The 17,034-nt window shown below is 63.8% G+C and carries 13 protein-coding genes; 9 read left to right on the top strand and 4 right to left on the bottom strand.

What is annotated here, in order from left to right; genetic code table 11:
- The first annotated feature begins 52 nt into the window (after positions 1-52).
- A complete protein-coding gene (gene topA / locus GQO94_RS10950) occupies positions 53-2,632 on the top strand; it encodes a type I DNA topoisomerase (protein ID WP_156841342.1) in 2,580 nt (859 codons plus the stop codon).
- Between the two features lie 21 nt (positions 2,633-2,653).
- Here topA and GQO94_RS10945 read toward each other — a convergent pair whose 3' ends face one another.
- Genes GQO94_RS10945 through lepB form a run of 4 tightly spaced genes read right to left on the bottom strand, consistent with a single transcriptional unit; the run spans position 2,654 to position 5,906 of the window.
- Complete coding sequence (locus GQO94_RS10945; protein ID WP_198045923.1) at positions 2,654-3,517, bottom strand: SGNH/GDSL hydrolase family protein; 864 nt, start codon at positions 3,515-3,517, stop codon at positions 2,654-2,656.
- Positions 3,514-4,407 carry a GTPase Era gene (gene era / locus GQO94_RS10940; protein WP_156841338.1) on the bottom strand — a complete coding sequence of 298 codons (894 nt, stop codon included), beginning with the start codon at positions 4,405-4,407 and terminating at the stop codon, positions 3,514-3,516. Before era ends, GQO94_RS10945 begins: the two co-directional genes overlap by 4 nt.
- Positions 4,404-5,072 (bottom strand): ribonuclease III, encoded by a 669-nt coding sequence (gene rnc, locus GQO94_RS10935; RefSeq protein WP_156841336.1) that lies wholly within the window; start codon positions 5,070-5,072, stop codon positions 4,404-4,406. The genes era and rnc overlap by 4 nt, the downstream gene beginning before the upstream one ends.
- The gene (gene lepB / locus GQO94_RS10930; RefSeq protein ID WP_156841334.1) at positions 5,073-5,906 is read right to left on the bottom strand and encodes a signal peptidase I; all 834 of its coding nucleotides are present in this window, start codon (positions 5,904-5,906) and stop codon (positions 5,073-5,075) included.
- 156 nt (positions 5,907-6,062) lie between these two features.
- Here lepB and pgi point away from each other — a divergent pair, with 156 nt between their 5' ends.
- From pgi to bioB, 8 genes are all read left to right on the top strand, one after another.
- Entirely contained in the window at positions 6,063-7,595 is a 1,533-nt protein-coding gene (pgi, locus tag GQO94_RS10925) for a glucose-6-phosphate isomerase (RefSeq protein ID WP_156841332.1), read from the top strand.
- 174 nt (positions 7,596-7,769) lie between these two features.
- A complete protein-coding gene (gene gor / locus GQO94_RS10920; RefSeq protein WP_156841330.1) occupies positions 7,770-9,116 on the top strand; it encodes a glutathione-disulfide reductase in 1,347 nt (448 codons plus the stop codon).
- Positions 9,117-9,274: 158 nt separating this feature from the next.
- Entirely contained in the window at positions 9,275-10,804 is a 1,530-nt protein-coding gene (locus GQO94_RS10915) for an acyl-CoA carboxylase subunit beta (RefSeq protein WP_156841328.1), read from the top strand.
- A gap of 20 nt (positions 10,805-10,824) precedes the next feature.
- Positions 10,825-12,009 (top strand): beta-ketothiolase BktB, encoded by a 1,185-nt coding sequence (gene bktB, locus GQO94_RS10910; protein ID WP_156841326.1) that lies wholly within the window; start codon positions 10,825-10,827, stop codon positions 12,007-12,009.
- 2 nt (positions 12,010-12,011) lie between these two features.
- Entirely contained in the window at positions 12,012-12,449 is a 438-nt protein-coding gene (gene mce / locus GQO94_RS10905; protein WP_156841324.1) for a methylmalonyl-CoA epimerase, read from the top strand.
- A gap of 49 nt (positions 12,450-12,498) precedes the next feature.
- Entirely contained in the window at positions 12,499-14,637 is a 2,139-nt protein-coding gene (gene scpA / locus GQO94_RS10900) for a methylmalonyl-CoA mutase (RefSeq protein WP_156841322.1), read from the top strand.
- 47 nt (positions 14,638-14,684) lie between these two features.
- Positions 14,685-15,968 (top strand): O-acetylhomoserine aminocarboxypropyltransferase, encoded by a 1,284-nt coding sequence (locus tag GQO94_RS10895; protein ID WP_156841320.1) that lies wholly within the window; start codon positions 14,685-14,687, stop codon positions 15,966-15,968.
- A gap of 1 nt (position 15,969) precedes the next feature.
- The gene (gene bioB / locus GQO94_RS10890) at positions 15,970-17,007 is read left to right on the top strand and encodes a biotin synthase BioB (protein ID WP_232332884.1); all 1,038 of its coding nucleotides are present in this window, start codon (positions 15,970-15,972) and stop codon (positions 17,005-17,007) included.
- Positions 17,008-17,034: the final 27 nt, after the last annotated feature.

Genomic DNA, 17,034 nt, shown 5'->3' with positions numbered 1-17,034 from the left:
TACCCAGATTCACGCACGTATACGCGAACAGGCCCATCGGAACTCTACACAAATGCAACTGGTTATCGTCGAATCGCCTGCCAAGGCCAAAACCATCGAGAAGTATCTGGGCCCGGGCTACAAAGTCCTCGCCTCCTACGGCCACGTCCGCGATCTGCCGCCGAAGGACGGCTCGGTCCGGCCGGATGAAGATTTCGCCATGGACTGGGAGCTCTATGGCGACAAACAAAAGCAAGTGAAGGCGATCACCGATGCCGCCAAGGGCGCCGACCGTCTGATTCTCGCGACTGACCCGGATCGCGAAGGCGAGGCGATTTCCTGGCATGTCAGGGAGTTACTGGCGAAACGTCGTGCGCTTCCGAAGGACGTGCAGCGGGTAACCTTCAACGCCATCACCAAGGACACGGTGACCAAGGCGATGGGGCAGCCGCGCGAGCTCGATCAGGACCTGATCGATGCCTATCTGGCGCGGCGCGCGCTCGACTACTTGTTCGGGTTCACTCTGTCGCCGGTGCTGTGGCGCAAGCTGCCCGGCGCCAAGTCCGCGGGCCGCGTGCAGTCCGTATCGCTGCGGCTGATTGTCGATCGCGAGCGCGAGATCGAAGCGTTCGTCCCGCAGGAATACTGGTCGGTGGCCGCCGCGATGGAGCAGGATGGCACGCCGTTCACCGCGCGCCTGGTGACATTCGAAGGCCAGAAGGTCGACAAGCTGAGCCTCGGCGACGAGGGTATCGCCATGCGCGCCAAGGCCGCGGTCGAAGCGGGCGCCTTCAAGGTCGAGACGGTCGAGACCAAGCCGCACCGCCGCAATCCGCAGCCGCCCTTCACTACCTCCACGCTGCAGCAGGAGGCCTCGCGCAAGCTCGGCTTTTCGGCCAGCCAGACGATGCGGGTGGCGCAATCGCTCTACGAGGCGGGGGCCATCACCTACATGCGGACCGACGGGGTGCAGATGGATCCCTCGGCGATCTCGGAATGCCGCGCGGCGATCACGAATCGCTACGACGGCCACTATCTGCCTGAGCAGCCGCGCCAGTATTCGTCCAAGGCGAAGAATGCGCAGGAAGCTCACGAAGCGATCCGGCCGACAGACTTCTCCAAGGATCGGTTCGGCTCGGGCGACGAAGCCAAGCTCTACGATCTCGTGTTCAAGCGCGCGATGGCCAGCCAGATGGCCTCGGCCAGCCTCGAGCGCACGACCGTCACGCTGCGCGACGGCACTGGCCGCAACGAGCTGCGCGCGACGGGCCAAGTCGTGAAGTTTCCGGGCTTTCTTGCGGTTTACGAAGAAGGGCGGGACCAGAAGGACGACGATGACGAATCGGGTCTGCTGCCCTTCATGAAAGCGGGCGACGCGCCGGCGAAAAAGGACGTGACGGCCGAACAGCATTTCACCCAGCCGCCGCCGCGGTATTCCGAGGCAAGCCTGGTCAAGCGGCTCGAGGAGCTCGGCATCGGCCGACCCTCGACTTATGCCGCGACGATCCAGGTGCTGAAGGACCGCGCTTATGTGCGGACCGAAAAAAATCGTTTCTTTGCAGAAGAATCGGGCCGACTCCTCACGGCGTTTCTCGAGCGATTCTTTGAGCGTTACGTCGCTTACGAATTCACCGCCGGAATGGAGGAGGAACTCGATGACGTGTCCGGCGGAAGGGCCGAATGGCGCGCGCTTCTCGCGGCCTTCTGGCGCGACTTCAAGCCCAAGTCCGACGAGGTCATGGAGCGCAAGCCCTCCGAAGTGACCGAAGTGCTCGACGAGTACCTTTCGGAATTCCTGTTTCCGCCCAAGGAGGACGGCAGCGATCCGCGCGCTTGCCCGAAGTGCGGCGATGGTCGGCTCGCGCTGCGCGGCGGTCGCTACGGTGCCTTCGTGGCCTGCTCGAATTATCCGGAGTGCAAGTTCACCCGCAAGTTCGCGCAGCCTGGCGGCAATGGCGAGGAGGCCGAGGATGAAACGCTTGGCAAGGATCCGGAAACGGGACTCGACATCGTGCGCCGCACGGGTCGCTTCGGGCCGTACATCCAGCTCGGCGAAGGCAAGGAAGCCAAGCGCGCCTCGATCCCCAAGGACATCGACGAGTTGAACCTCGAATGGGCGCTCAAGCTGCTGAGCTTGCCGCGCACCGTCGGTACGCACCCGGAAACCGGCAAGGAAATCAACGCAAGCATCGGGCGCTATGGGCCCTACCTGGTGCACGAGGGCAAGTATGCCAAGCTACGCAGCACGTCCGAGGTGTTCGAGACGGGGATGAACGCGGCGGTGACGTTGCTCGCCGAAGCGAAGAACCGCGGCGGTCGTGTCGCGGCCGAGCCGATCAAGGTCCTCGGCGCGCATCCGACCAGCGGCGGCGAAATGAAAGTGATGGCCGGCCGCTACGGACCTTATGTCACCGACGGGAGCACCAACGCCACTTTGCCCCGCGACGCTAAACCGGAAGATCTGACCGCTGAAGCGGCGATCGCGCTGATCGACGCGAAGGTTGCCAAGGGTCCGGCCAAGGGGAAGGGCAAGAAGGCGGCGCCGAAGAAGAAAGCCGCACCGAAAAAGAAGGCTGCGGCAAAGAAACCGGCGGCGAAGAAGGGATCTGCGACCGGGGCCAAGAAGGAGGCTGCGGAGGCTAGCGAAGCCTGATCGTGCAGCTCTTTGGCCCGATCAGCGCTTGATCGGGCCGAGAGCCGCCAGGATGGCGGCAGCCGTTGCGCGCATGCCGGCGCGATTGGGATGCCAGGCGATCCCATCGCCGGGCGCGGCGGCCTTGCGGCCGTTGGTCCAGGCAACGCTGTCGCACGCGGTGTGCTCGCGCGATTCGGTATCGATCGGCACCAGCAGAGCGCCGGATTCCTTCGCGACCTGGCGAGACATGCGTGAGAGCCGATCGGCGGTTTCCGATGCGATGGTCCACAGCCCGGCATCGATCGGCGCTGCCGGGCAAGGCTCGCTCGGGAGCAGGGTGAGATAGGGCACGAATACGAGTCGCGCCTTGGGCGATCGGGCGCGGACCTGCTTCGCGATCTCACGCAAGTTGGCCTCGACCGCGGCGAATTGTGCCTCGGTGGGCTTGCGCGGGACCGGACAGGTGAACTTGCGACCCGACACTTGCGCCGTGCCGTCGGGCGCGCAGCCGGCAGAGAAGAAATTGCCGACATAGTTGAGGTCGTTGCCACCGACGTTGACCGTGACCAGGGTGGTTTCTGGCGTCAGGGCGTCGATCTGCGGCGGCAGCTCGTTCCACCCCGTCAGCACTTGCTGGCTGGTCGCGCCGCTGCACGACATGTCGAACAGCGCAAGGCGCAAGTCTTCGGCCAGCAGCGTCGGAAAGCCGCCCATCGTCTGCGCGCAGCGGGTGGGCGAACCGGGCTTGATCTCGCCCAGGCCTGGCCCTGCCGAGTACGAGGCCCCGAGCGCGACGTAGTCGCCGGTCAGGGCTGGCGATGCCGCTTTGACGGTGGCGGGGCCGGAACAAGCCGAAGCCGCCAAGGCCGCGATCAGGGCAACAGCCAGAGCAGAGATTTTCACTTTACCCAGTCCAGTCCGATGTCTTCGTAGATGTCGCGGCCTTCGGCCCAGCCTTCCTCCACTTTGACGTGAAGGAACAAGTGCACTGTCTGCCCCAGAATTGCGGCGAGTTCCTTGCGCGCCTCCTCGCCGATCTGCTTGATCCTGGCACCGCGCTTGCCCAGCACGATGGCCTTCTGGCTCTCGCGCGCGATGACGATCTGCTGGCGGATCTCGACCGAACCGTCCTTGCGCTGCGTGTAGGACTCGGGCCGCACCGCGCTGTCATACGGCAATTCGTCATGCAACTGGCGGAAGAGCTGTTCGCGCGTCACTTCGCAGGCGAGCAGCCGCTCGCTGGCATCCGAAACCTGGTCCTCGGGATAATGCCAAGGGCCTTCCGGCATGCGCGCGGCGAGCTGGGCCTTGAGTTCGGGAACGCCGTCACCCGTCAGCGCCGAAACGAAATAGGTTTCCTCGAATTCGCCGCGGGAGCCCAGTTCCTCTGCGAGCACGAGCAGCGGTTCCTTGGCGCTCGCATCGACCTTGTTGATCACCAGCAGTTTGCGTTCGGGCCGATTCTTCAGCGTTTCGAGCAGCGGGTCGAGCTCGCTGCGGCGCAGCTTGATCGGATCGACGACCAGCAGGATCGCGTCCGCCTCATGCGCGCCTTCCCACGCGGCGGCCACCATCGCGCGGTCGAGCCGCCGCTTTGGCGCGAAGATGCCGGGCGTGTCGGCCAGGATGATCTGGACCTCGTCGGCGATGGCGATGCCCAGCAGTCGCGCGCGCGTCGTCTGTGCCTTCGCCGAAGTGATCGCGACCTTCTGGCCGACGAGCGCATTGACCAAGGTCGATTTGCCCGCATTGGGCGCACCGATCACGGCGACGAGGCCACAGCGGGTGCTCACGCGTATTTCTCCATGAATTCTTCGGCTGCCAAGGTCTCGGCATCCTGCTTGCTCGATGAGGTCGCCTGCACCGCGCCGACGCCGTGCACTGTCACTTCGACGGTGAAGCGCAGCGCGTGGTCGGGGCCTGTACGCTCGACGAGTTGGTATTCGGGCATGCGACGCTTGTTGCCCGCGGCCCATTCCTGCAGTGCCGACTTGGGATGCTTGCGCTTGCCCGCCTTGCCCTCCATCGCATCGGCCCAAAGCGAGCGCACCATGCTGCGCGCCGCCTCCCAGCCGCTTTCCACGAAACAGGCGCCGATCAGCGCTTCGACGACATCGCCCAGAATGTTGTCGCTTTCCTGTCCGCCATCGTCGCGTGCCTGTTTGCCGAGGCGGATATGCGGTCCGAGCCCCATCTCGCGCGCCATCGCGGCGCACGTATTGCGGCTGACCAAGGCATTCAGACGCTGCGATAGACGCCCCTCGTCATCGGGGCTGACGTCGTGAAGCCATTCGGCAATGGCCAGACCGAGCACGCGGTCGCCCAGGAACTCGAGGCGTTCGTAGGTGCGCTTCTCGCCAGTGCTCCCGTGCGTCAGCGCTTCGAACCACAGGGCATCGTTGCCGGGAGCCTTGCCGGTGTATTTGGTCAGAAATGCGCGGTCAGCGTCGGAGAGCACTCAGAACGTCCCGCCGACCCGATCCCAGCGCGCCGCAGTGAACCAGGTCCAGGGCTTGAACCAGGAGGCGCCGCCATTGGTCGAGAACATCACGATCGTCGCCTTGCCCACCAGATTGCCCTGCGGGACGATGCCGATCCCCTGGCCCTCGATCGGCGGGAAGCGGCTGTCGAGCGAATTGTCGCGGTTGTCGCCCATCAGAAACATGTGCCCGGCCGGGACGATGAAGGTCTCGGTGTTGTCCTGCGGCGTGCGCCCGAGATCGAGAACGTTGTAGCTTTTGCCGTTGGGCAGCGTTTCGCGGAACTGCGGGTAGTGGCAGACGGGCGTTCCATCGTCGGAAACCGTCTCGAATTCGTAGGCATAGCAGCGCGTGTTCGAACTGATCTCGATCTCGAAATCGGCGACGCGCTTGCGCGGCACCGCGTTGCCGTTGAGGTAGACTTGGCCGCCGCGAACCTGAACCTGATCGCCCGGCAGGCCGATCACGCGCTTGATGTAGTCCGTCTGATTGCCCGGCGGGGCCTTGAAGATCACGACATCGCCGCGTTCGGGTTCGCTGGAGAAGATCCGTCCCGGAATGAGCGGCAGGCTGAACGGCATCGAATACCGGGAAAATCCGTAGGACCACTTCGAGGCGAGCAGGTAATCGCCGTTCTCGAGTCGCGGCAACATCGATTCGCTGGGGATGTTGAACGGCGAGAAGATGAAAGTGCGGAAGATCAAGACGATCAGTACGGTCTTGAGAAGGAACACGAAAAAGCTTTCCTGCTTCTCGTCCGTAGCCTTTTTATCCTCGGCCGGAGCGGCCTGGGCGGGGGCAGTTTCAGTCATCGCAGTCCCCATGTTGCCGGGCCCTCTTCGCGTCAAGTGCTATGCGCGCCGGCAGGCGGAGAGATCCGACCCCACAGACGCTTGGACTCAACGGCTGCACCATGCATAAGGCCGCCGGTCCGGTCGGACGCTAAACATGCAAATAGGGGCAATAGCATGGCCAATTCGACGAGCGCGCAATGGGAACGGCTGAAAGCGCTCGCCAAGCCGACGCTCGGCGAGCTGTTCGCTGAGGGGGACCGGCTCGCGATGCTGTCGGACCGGTTCGAGCTCGAAGAGGGTGAGGGCATCCGCTTCGACTGGTCCAAGACTCACCTCGATGCGGCGCACGTCGAAGCGTTCGAAGCGCTCGCCGATGCGGCCGGCTTTGCCGAGCGGCGCGCCGCGCTGTTCGCCGGCGATGTGGTCAACCCGACGGAGGGACGCGCGGCCGAGCATACCGCGCAGCGCGGCGTCGGCCGCGACGAGAGCGTGGCGCAGGCCCACCAGAACCATGCCCGCATGGCCGCGATGGTCGAAGCGATTCACGGCGGCGCGATGGGCGAGATCGCGCATCTCATTCATGTCGGCATCGGCGGCTCCGCGCTCGGCCCTGCGCTGTCCGTCGACGCGCTGGCGCGGGCCGACGGCGATGGCGGCGGGGCCCTCGTGGATGTCCATGTCGTTTCGAACATCGACGGTTGCGCGCTCGAGGAGGCCTTCGCCGCCTGCGATCCGGCCAAGACGATGCTGGCGGTGGCGTCCAAGACCTTCACCACGATCGAGACCATGACCAACGCCGAAAGCGTGATCGTGTGGCTACGAGAAAACGGCGTCGCGGACGCCTATGGGCGGGTCGTCGCGCTCACCGCCTCGCCCGAAAAGGCAATCGAGTGGGGCGTCGATGAAACGCGCGTCCTGCCGTTTTCCGAGAGTGTGGGTGGGCGTTACTCGCTATGGTCCTCGATCGGCTTTCCGGTAGCGATCGCGCTGGGATGGCCCGATTTTGCCGAGCTGCTCGAAGGCGCGGCGGTGATGGACCGGCATTTTCGCGATACCGATGGTCTTGCCAACCTCCCGCTGCGCGCCGCTTTCGCCGACCAGTACTATACCCGCCTGCGCGGCTGTCAGACGCGGGCCGTGTTCGCTTACGACGAGCGGCTGGCGCTGCTGCCTGACTATCTTCAGCAGCTCGAGATGGAATCGAACGGCAAGGCCGTGACGTTCGACGGCGATCCGGTCGATGGCCCGACCGCGCCGATCACCTGGGGCGGCGTCGGCACGGATGCGCAGCATGCGGTGTTCCAGCTACTCCATCAGGGCACCAACCTCGTGCCGGTCGACTTCATCGCGTCGATTCTTCCCGGCGACGATCTCGCGCCCGAGCATCACCGCATCCTGCTGTCGAATTGCTTCGCCCAAGGCGCGGCGCTGATGGCGGGGCAAGCCAGCGACGATCCGGCGCGCGCCTATCCGGGAGACCGCCCTTCGGCCACGATCCTGCTCGATGCCTTGACTCCGATGAGCTTCGGCGCGCTGATCGCGTTCCACGAGCACCGCACCTTCGCCAACGCAGTACTGATGGAAATCAACCCCTTCGACCAGTTCGGCGTGGAACTCGGCAAGTCGATCGCCAAGCAGATCGAGGCGGGAGGAACCTCGTTCGATGCGTCGACCGAGGCGCTCCTGGCGGAAGCCGGCGTCGTCTAGGTACGGCAGTCAAATTTTTCCGCTGACTCGCCCGGCGGACACCGCGATTGCGCCGGTCCGGTGGCTTTAAGCGCGTGGTCCAAATGGCAAGTCTTCCTTGCAACTGGCTTGGCAATGGCGCCTCGCTAGGCCCATATGCCCGAACGCCGACATCCGCAGACCAAAGGGGACATCATGTCCGAATACGACTACGACCTATTCACTATCGGTGCCGGTTCGGGCGGAGTCAGGGCTTCGCGCGTCTCCTCCGCTTACGGCGCCAAGGTCGCGGTGGCTGAGGAATACCGGGTTGGCGGGACATGCGTGATCCGCGGCTGCGTACCCAAGAAGATGCTGGTCTACGGCGCGCATTTTGCCGAGGATCTCGTCGATGCCCGTCAGTTCGGCTGGGACATCCCCGAATGTACGTTCGACTGGATCAAGCTGCGCGACAATGTCCTGGGTGATGTGGACCGGCTCAACGGGGTCTATACCCAGACTCTGGAGAACAACGGGGTCGAGATCTTCCACGAGCGTGCGACGATCACCGGCCCTCACGAGATCACGCTGGCGAGCGGCAAGATCGTTACGGCCAAATACATCCTGGTCGCCACCGGCGCCCGCCCGCACGTGCCGTCCTGTCCCGGCCACGAGCTCGGCATCACTTCGAACGAGGCATTCCACATCGATGCCATTCCCAAGCGCGTGTTGATTGCTGGCGCCGGCTACATTGCCAACGAGTTCGCCGGAATCTTCCATCAGTTCGGTGCCAAGGTGACTCTCATCAACCGGTCGGACCAGTTGCTGCGCGGCTATGACGAATCGCTGCGCGACCGATTGCTGCAGATCTCGCTCACCAAGGGCATCCAGTTCCGCTTCAACGCCGATTTCCGTGGCATCGAACGCACCGACGAGGGTTGCCTGCGGGTCGAGATGACCAATCACGATCCGCTCGATGTCGATTGCGTGCTGTTCGCCACTGGCCGGGTGCCGAATGTCGAAGGCCTCGGCCTCGAAGCGGCAGGCGTCGAACTCGACGACAAGGGCGCCATTCGTGTCGACGATAGCTCGAAGAGCAGTGTCGATCACATCTACGCCATCGGCGACGTCACCAATCGCGTCCAACTCACCCCGGTGGCGATCCGTGAGGGGCAGGCCTTTGCCGAGACCGTGTTCGGGGACAATCCCTCCACTGTGGACTACGGCTGCATTCCTTCGGCAGTGTTCAGCCACCCGCCGATCGCGGCCGTCGGCATGACCGAGAGCGAGGCCCGCAACAAGCTGGGTTCAGTCAAAGTCTACGAGAGCGATTTTCGCGCCATGAAGCACGTCGTGGCCGGCCGTAACGAGCGCTCGCTCTACAAGATGGTCTGCGACGGCAATACGGGCCGCGTCGTGGGGATACACATGATCGGACCGGACGCACCCGAGATCATGCAGGCCGCAGCTGTCGCAGTGAAGGCGGGGTTGACCAAGGCCGATTTCGACGCGACCGTCGCGATCCACCCGACGATGGCCGAGGAACTCGTGTTGCTGAAGTGAAGCGGTGTTTTTCTAAGCTTGGTCGAGATGCCGTGAACCCCTGAATTCTGGGGATTGGTTATTTAACCGCGCGATTAAAACTATTGACGCGGCGGGCTTCAAATGCCTTAGGCATTGCCACGTTAATCGGATGCCGCAGGGCCCAAAGAGGATCGGGAATGTCAGCCAACATCGCGGAAATGGAGAAGCGCCGGGCTGGCGCGAAGCTCGGCGGCGGCCAGCGCCGGATCGACGCACAGCATGCAAAGGGTAAGCTTACCGCCCGTGAACGGCTTGAAGTGTTGCTCGACGAAGGCAGCTTCGAGGAGGTCGATGCCTACGTCGAACATACTTGCGTCGATTTCGGCATGAGCGATCAGGAGAAGATCCCCGGCGACGGTGTCGTCGTCGGATCGGGCACGATCAACGGTCGGCTTGTCTACGTCTATTCGCAAGACTTCACGGTCTTCGGTGGCGCGGTCTCCAAGACCCATGCGATGAAGATCTGCAAGATCATGGACGCGGCGATGAAGGTCGGCGCGCCGGTGATCGGGCTCAACGATTCGGGCGGTGCGCGCATCCAGGAAGGCGTCGACGCGCTCGGCGGCTATGCCGAGATCTTCCAGCGCAATGTGCTCGCCTCGGGCGTGGTGCCGCAGCTTTCGCTGATCATGGGGCCTTGCGCGGGCGGCGCAGTGTACTCGCCGGCGATGACTGACTTCATCTTCATGGTGAAGGACAGCTCGTACATGTTCGTCACCGGCCCCGACGTGGTGAAGACGGTGACCAACGAGGTCGTGACGCAGGAAGAGTTGGGCGGCGCGATCACGCATTCGAGCAAGACCAGCGTCTCCGACCTGGCTCTCGAGAACGACATCGAGGCACTGCTCGCCGCGCGCGATTTCGTCGACTACCTCCCGCTTTCGAACCGCGAAGACGTCCCCGAACGGCCTTGTGCCGATCCCTGGGACCGGCTCGAGGATAGCCTCGACACGATCATCCCGCCGAGTGCCAGTCAACCTTACGATATGCACGAGGTCATCCGTAAGATCGTCGACGAGGGGGACTTTTTCGAACTCCAGCCGACCTTCGCGGCCAACATCATAATCGGTTTCGGGCGCGTGGAAGGCCGTACCGTCGGCATCGTCGCCAATCAGCCGATGGTGCTGGCGGGGGTTCTCGACATCGATTCCTCGCGCAAGGCGGCGCGCTTCGTTCGGTTCTGCGACGCGTTCAACATCCCGATCGTCACCTTCGTCGACGTGCCCGGCTTCCTCCCTGGTACCGATCAGGAGCACAAGGGCATCATCAAGCATGGCGCCAAGCTGCTGTTCGCTTATGCCGAGGCGACCGTGCCCAAGATTACCGTCATCACGCGCAAGGCCTATGGCGGCGCTTACGACGTCATGGCGCCCAAGCATCTGCGCGGAGACCTCAACTATGCCTGGCCGACCGCCGAAATCGCGGTGATGGGGGCCAAGGGCGCAGTCGAGATCATTTTTCGCGGGCTTTCCGAAGAAGGCATCGCCGAGAAGACCAAGGAATACGAGGATCGCTTCGCCAATCCGTTCGTCGCCGCGAGTCGCGGTTATATCGACCAGGTGATCTATCCCCATTCGACGCGCCGTCGCATTGCCCTCGGCCTGCGCAAGCTGCGCAACAAGTCGCTCGAGAATCCTTGGAAGAAGCACGACAACATCCCGCTGTAAACGCGGTGGAAGGACCTCAGATGGAAGACATCTATATCGTAGCCGGTGCCCGCACCGCGGTCGGAGATTTCGGCGGATCGCTGAAGTCGTTCATGCCGAGCCAGCTCGGGGCGATCGTCGCCAAGGAAGCGCTGAGCCGTGCTGGCGTCGAGCCTGAGGCGATCGAGCACGTGGTGGTCGGGCAGGTCATGCCCACCAGTGCGCGCGACGAAATGCTCAGCCGGGTGATCGGCATCGAAGCCGGTGTGCCGCTGCACACTCCCGCACTGACGCTCAATCGGCTATGCGGCTCGGGCGTCGAGGCGATCATCAACGCGGCGCGCGCGATGAAGCTGGGTGAGGCCTCGATCACGCTGGCGGGCGGTGCGGAATCGATGTCGAACGTGCCTTATCACGACCACGGCGTGCGCTGGGGCAGGAAGATGGGCGCGAACACCCAGGAAGACGCGCTGACGTTGGGGCTTTCCGATGCCATCGGCGGCTACCATATGGGTGTGACCGCCGAGAACATGGCAGAGCGCCATCAAATCACGCGCGAAGATATGGACGCCCTGTCGGTCACCAGCCATCAGCGCGCGTCCACCGCGATCGCGGAAGGCCGCTTCAAGGACCAGATCGTTCCCGTCGAGATCAAGACCCGCAAGGGCGTGACCGTTTTCGACACCGACGAACACGTCAAGGCCGACACCACGATGGAGGTGCTCGGCAAGATGCGCGCCGCCTTCAAGAAGGACGGATCGGTCACCGCAGGCAATGCCAGCGGCATCAACGACGGCGCGGCGATGGTCGTGCTGGCGACGGGTGCTGAAGTCGAGGAGCGCGGGTTGAAGCCGATGGCAAAGATCGTCGCCTGGGGCCATGCCGGCGTCGAGCCCGACTACATGGGCGAAGGGCCGATCAAGGCGGTCCCGATCGCGCTGGAACGCGCCGGAATGTCGCTCGACCAGATCGACGTGATCGAGAGCAACGAGGCTTTCGCCGCGCAGGCCGCCGCCGTCGCCAAGTGCCTGGGTTTCGACGAAGCCAAGGTGAACCCGAACGGTTCGGGTGTCTCGATCGGCCATCCGGTCGGCGCCACCGGCTGCATGCTCACCATCAAGTGCATGTACGAGTTGAAGCGCACGGGCGGCAAATACGGCCTCATCACCATGTGCATCGGTGGCGGGCAGGGCATCGCCATGATCATCGAGAACGTGGCAGCCTAACCGTGAAGCTGGGCCGGATGAACCATATCGGCGTTGCGACGCCCGATCTCGATGCCAGCATTGCCTTTTACAAGGACGTGATGGGCGCAACCGACGTGACCGAGCCTTTCGTGCTCGATAGCCAGAAGGTGCGCGTCTGCTTCGTCAATACGCCGGGCGAGAACGGGACGGCGGGCACGCAAATCGAACTGTTGCAGCCGACCGAGCCGGACTCGGCGGTGAGCAAGTGGCTGGAGAAGAACCCCCTCGGGGGCCAGCACCACATCTGCTATGAAGTGCCGGACATTCACGAGGCGAAGGCCTGGTTCGAAAGCCAGGGCAAGCGCGTGCTGGGCGAACCGCGCATCGGCGCGCACGGAACGATGATCATCTTCGTCCACCCGAAGGACATGGGCGGACAGCTCACGGAGATCATGGAAACGCCGAAAGAGGCGCACTGAATAACGCGGCCCCGATGGACGGCGGCAACAGGATTTGAGGAACGCGATTATGGCCGACATCAACGACTGGAAGGCGCTTGCCGACAAAGAGGTCAAAGGCCGCGACCTGACCTGGGAAACGCCCGAAGGCATCGCTGTCAAGCCGCTCTATACCGCCGAGGACGTCGAGACTGATCCGGGCCTCCCCGGCTTCGCACCGTTCACGCGCGGCGTGAAGGCTTCGATGTACGCCGGCCGCCCCTGGACGGTTCGCCAATATGCCGGTTTCTCGACCGCCGAGGAATCGAACGCGTTCTATCGCCGCAACCTCGCGGCGGGCCAAAAGGGCCTGTCGGTTGCTTTCGACCTTGCCACGCACCGTGGTTATGACAGCGACCACCCACGCGTGGTCGGCGATGTCGGCATGGCGGGCGTCGCGATCGACAGCGTCGAGGACATGAAGATCCTGTTCGACGGCATCCCGCTGGACGAGATGTCGGTCTCGATGACGATGAATGGCGCGGTGATCCCGTGCCTCGCGTTCTACATCATCGCCGCCGAAGAGCAGGGCGTCTCGCCCGACAAGCTGACCGGGACCATCCAGAACGACATCCTCAAGGAGTTCATGGTCCGCAACACCTACATCTACCCGCCCGAGCCGAGCATGCGGATCATCTCGGACATCTTCGGCTACACCGCCGACCACATGCCCAAGTTCAATTCGATCTCGATCTCCGGCTATCACATGCAGGAAGCCGGCGCGACGCAGGTCCAGGAACTGGCCTTCACCATTGCCGATGGCATGGAATACGTGAAGTACGGCGTGGCCTCGGGCCTCGACATCGACAAGTTCGCGGGCCGCCTCTCGTTCTTCTTCGCGATCGGCATGAACTTCTTCATGGAGATCGCCAAGCTGCGCGCCGCGCGCACCTTGTGGCACCGCGCCATGACCCAGCTCGGCGCGAAGTCGGAGCGATCCAAGATGCTGCGCACGCACTGCCAGACCTCGGGCGTCTCGCTGCAGGAGCAGGATCCCTACAACAACGTCATGCGCACCACGATCGAGGCGATGGCGGCGATGCTGGGCGGCACCCAGTCTCTGCACACCAACGCGCTCGACGAAGCGATTGCGCTGCCGACGGATTTCTCGGCCCGCATCGCGCGCAACACCCAGATCGTGATCCAGGAAGAGACCGGCATGACCAATGTCGTCGATCCCCTGGGCGGCTCGTATTATGTCGAAGCGCTGACGCAGGAGCTCGTCGACAAGGCCTGGGAGATCATCGAGCGGGTCGAATCCGAAGGCGGCATGGCCAAGGCTGTCGCGGCCGGCTGGCCCAAGGCGATGATCGAGGAAGCCGCCGCCGCGCGTCAGGCGCGCGTCGATAAGGGCCTCGACGTGATCGTCGGCGTCAACAAGTACCGCAAGGATCAGGAAGATCCGATCGAGACGCTCGCGGTCGATAATCACAAGGTTCGCGAAGCGCAGATCGCGCGTCTGAAGACGATGCGCGAGTCTCGCGACGAGGCCAAGTGCAAGGCCGCCTTGAAGGCCCTGGCCGATGGCGCGGCGGGCGATGGCAACCTGCTGGCGCTGGCGGTCGATGCCGCGCGCGAGCGCGCGTCACTCGGCGAAATCTCCGACGCGATGGAAAGCGTGTTCGGTCGCCACTGCACGATGCCGCGTCCGGTCAAGGGCATCTATGGTGCGGCTTATGAAGGCGATGACCGGTACCAGCAGGTGCTCGATGGCGTCGAGGCGGTGTCGCGCCGGCTCGGACGCGCCCCGAAGATGTTTGTCGCCAAGATGGGCCAGGACGGGCACGATCGCGGTGCGAATGTCATCGCGTCGGCCTTCGGCGACATGGGTTTCGATGTTGTAACGGGCCCCTTGTTCCAGACGCCCAAGGAAGCATGCGACATGGCGCTTGAAGCCGATGTCGATGCGATCGGTGCGAGCTCGCTTGCCGCCGGACACAAGACGCTTATCCCCGAACTGATCGGCCTGCTGCGCGATGCCGGTCGCAGCGACATCAAGGTCGTGGCGGGCGGCGTGATCCCTGCCTCGGACTACGAATTCCTCAAGAATGCCGGTGTCCAGGGCATCTACGGACCGGGCTCGAACGTGGTCGAATGTGCCGCCGACGTGCTCCGCCTGCTCGGCCACAACATGCCGCCGGTGGGCAGCGAACTGGAAGCCGCCGAATAACGGTTGGCAGTGGACGGTTCCGGCAAAGTCGAGGGGAGAAGCAGGTCATGACGCATAAGCGGGAAACGCTCACGGTTCATGCCGGCACGCAGCCTGATCCGACGACGAAGGCGCGGATCACGCCGATCTACCAGACCGCCGGCTACGCCTTCGACGACGCCAGTCACGCGGCGCGGCTCTTCGGGCTGGAAGAATTCGGGAATATCTACACCCGGATTATGAACCCCACCAACGAAGCGCTCGAAGGCAAGATCGCCGCGATGGAAGGCGGCGTGGGCGCGCTGGCCGTGTCTTCCGGGCACGCGGCGCAATTTCTCGCCTTCTACACGCTGATGGAGGCGGGCTGCAACATCGTCGCCGCGCGCCGGCTCTATGGCGGTTCGCTCAATCAGATCGGCAATGCGATCAGCAAGTTCGGTTGGGAAGGGCGCTTCGTCGATGCCGGCGATCCGGCCGCGGTCGCGGCCGCGATCGACGACAAGACGCGCTGCGTCTTCATCGAGAGCTTGGCGAACCCCGGCGGCATCGTCACCGACATCGCCGCCATTGCCCAAGTGGCCCATGAGGCCGGCGTTCCGCTGATCGTCGACAATACGATGGCAACGCCGATGCTGTGCCGGCCGATCGAACACGGCGCGGATATTGTCGTGCATTCCGCGACCAAGTTTCTCAACGGGCACGGCAATGCGATTGGCGGCCTGATCGTCGATTCCGGCAATTTCGACTGGGGCACGAGCGACAAATTCCCGAGCCTGACCCAGCCCAATCCGTCCTATCACGGCCTGGTGCTGAACGAGGCGCTCAAACCGGTCGGCCCGATCTCGTTCATCGTTGGCTGCCGGGTGCTGGGTCTGCGCGATTTCGGCCCCGCGATGGCGCCGTTCAACGCCTTCCTCGCGCTGACCGGGATGGAGACGCTGTCGCTGCGGATGGAGCGGCATTGCCATAACGCGGCCATGCTTGCGAACTGGCTCAAGCACCATCCCAAGATCGCCTGGGTCTCCTATGCGGGCCTCGAAGACGATCCTTATCATGCACTGGCCAAGCAGTACCTCGACGGGAAAGGCGGCGCGGTCTTCACCTTCGGGCTCAAGGATGGCTACGATGCGGGCGTGAAACTGGTTGAGACGGTCAAGCTGTTCAGCCATCTGGCGAACATCGGCGATACCCGCTCGCTCATCATTCATCCCGCCTCGACGACGCACAGCCAGCTCGAGGAGGCCGAACTGGTCGATGCCGGAGCCGGGCCCGACGTGGTGCGCGTTTCGGTCGGCATCGAACACATCGACGATATCATTGCCGATCTCGCGCAGGCGCTGGAGGGAATCTGATTTGGCCGAACCCCGTACCGATTGGACTCGCGAGGAAATCGCCGAACTGTTCGACCTGCCGTTCACCGAACTGCTGTTTCGTGCGGCCGAAGTGCATCGCGCCCATTTCGCGCCGGATGAAGTGCAGCTCTCGACGCTGCTTTCGATCAAGACCGGCGGATGCGCCGAGGATTGCGGCTATTGCTCGCAGTCGGTCCATGCCGATAGCGGCGTCAAGGCGACCAAGCTGCTGGGCGTGCAGGAAGTGCTGCAACGCGCCGCGCAAGCCGCCGACCAGGGCTCGACCCGGTTCTGCATGGGCGCCGCGTGGCGCAATCCCAAGGACCGCGACATGCCTGCCATCATCGAAATGGTGAAGGGCGTGCGCGAGATGGGCATGGAAACCTGCATGACGCTGGGCATGCTCACGCCGAAACAGGCGGACATGCTCGCCGAGGCCGGCCTCGATTACTACAATCACAACATCGACACCTCGCCCGAGCGCTATGGCGAAGTGATCACCACGCGCACCATGGAAGACCGGCTCGATACGCTGGGCGAAGTGCGCCGCGCGGGGATCAACGTGTGTTCGGGCGGCATCGTCGGCATGGGCGAGACGCGCGAGGATCGCGTAGGCTTCGTGCACACTCTGGCGACCTTGCCCGACCATCCGCAATCGGTTCCGGTCAACGCGCTGGTGCCGGTGAAGGGCACGGTGCTGGGCGACATGCTCGCCGACACGCCCCTCGCCAAAATCGATGAGATCGAATTCGTGCGCACCGTCGCCGTCGCCCGGATCACGATGCCGCATTCGATGGTGCGCTTGTCGGCGGGCCGCGAAAGCATGTCGGAAATGACCCAGGCGATGTGTTTCCTGGCCGGCGCGAATTCGATTTTCACCGGCGACAAGCTTTTGACTGCGCCCAATGCCGGCGACGATGTGGACAGTGCCATGCTCGCCCGCCTCGGCATGCGCGCCATGGCGGTGAGTGAAACGCGTGCGGACGTCGAAGCGTCGCGCATGCCGGCAGGATGCGCGAAACTGGAGGCGGCCGAATAGCCGTGCTTACTTTCGCCGACTTTACCC

The sequence above is a fragment of the Novosphingobium aquimarinum genome (genome assembly GCF_009746585.1).
Lineage (GTDB): Bacteria > Pseudomonadota > Alphaproteobacteria > Sphingomonadales > Sphingomonadaceae > Novosphingobium > Novosphingobium aquimarinum.
Note: the sequence above shows the minus strand (reverse complement) of the source record. Positions and strands in the feature narration are given on the sequence as shown.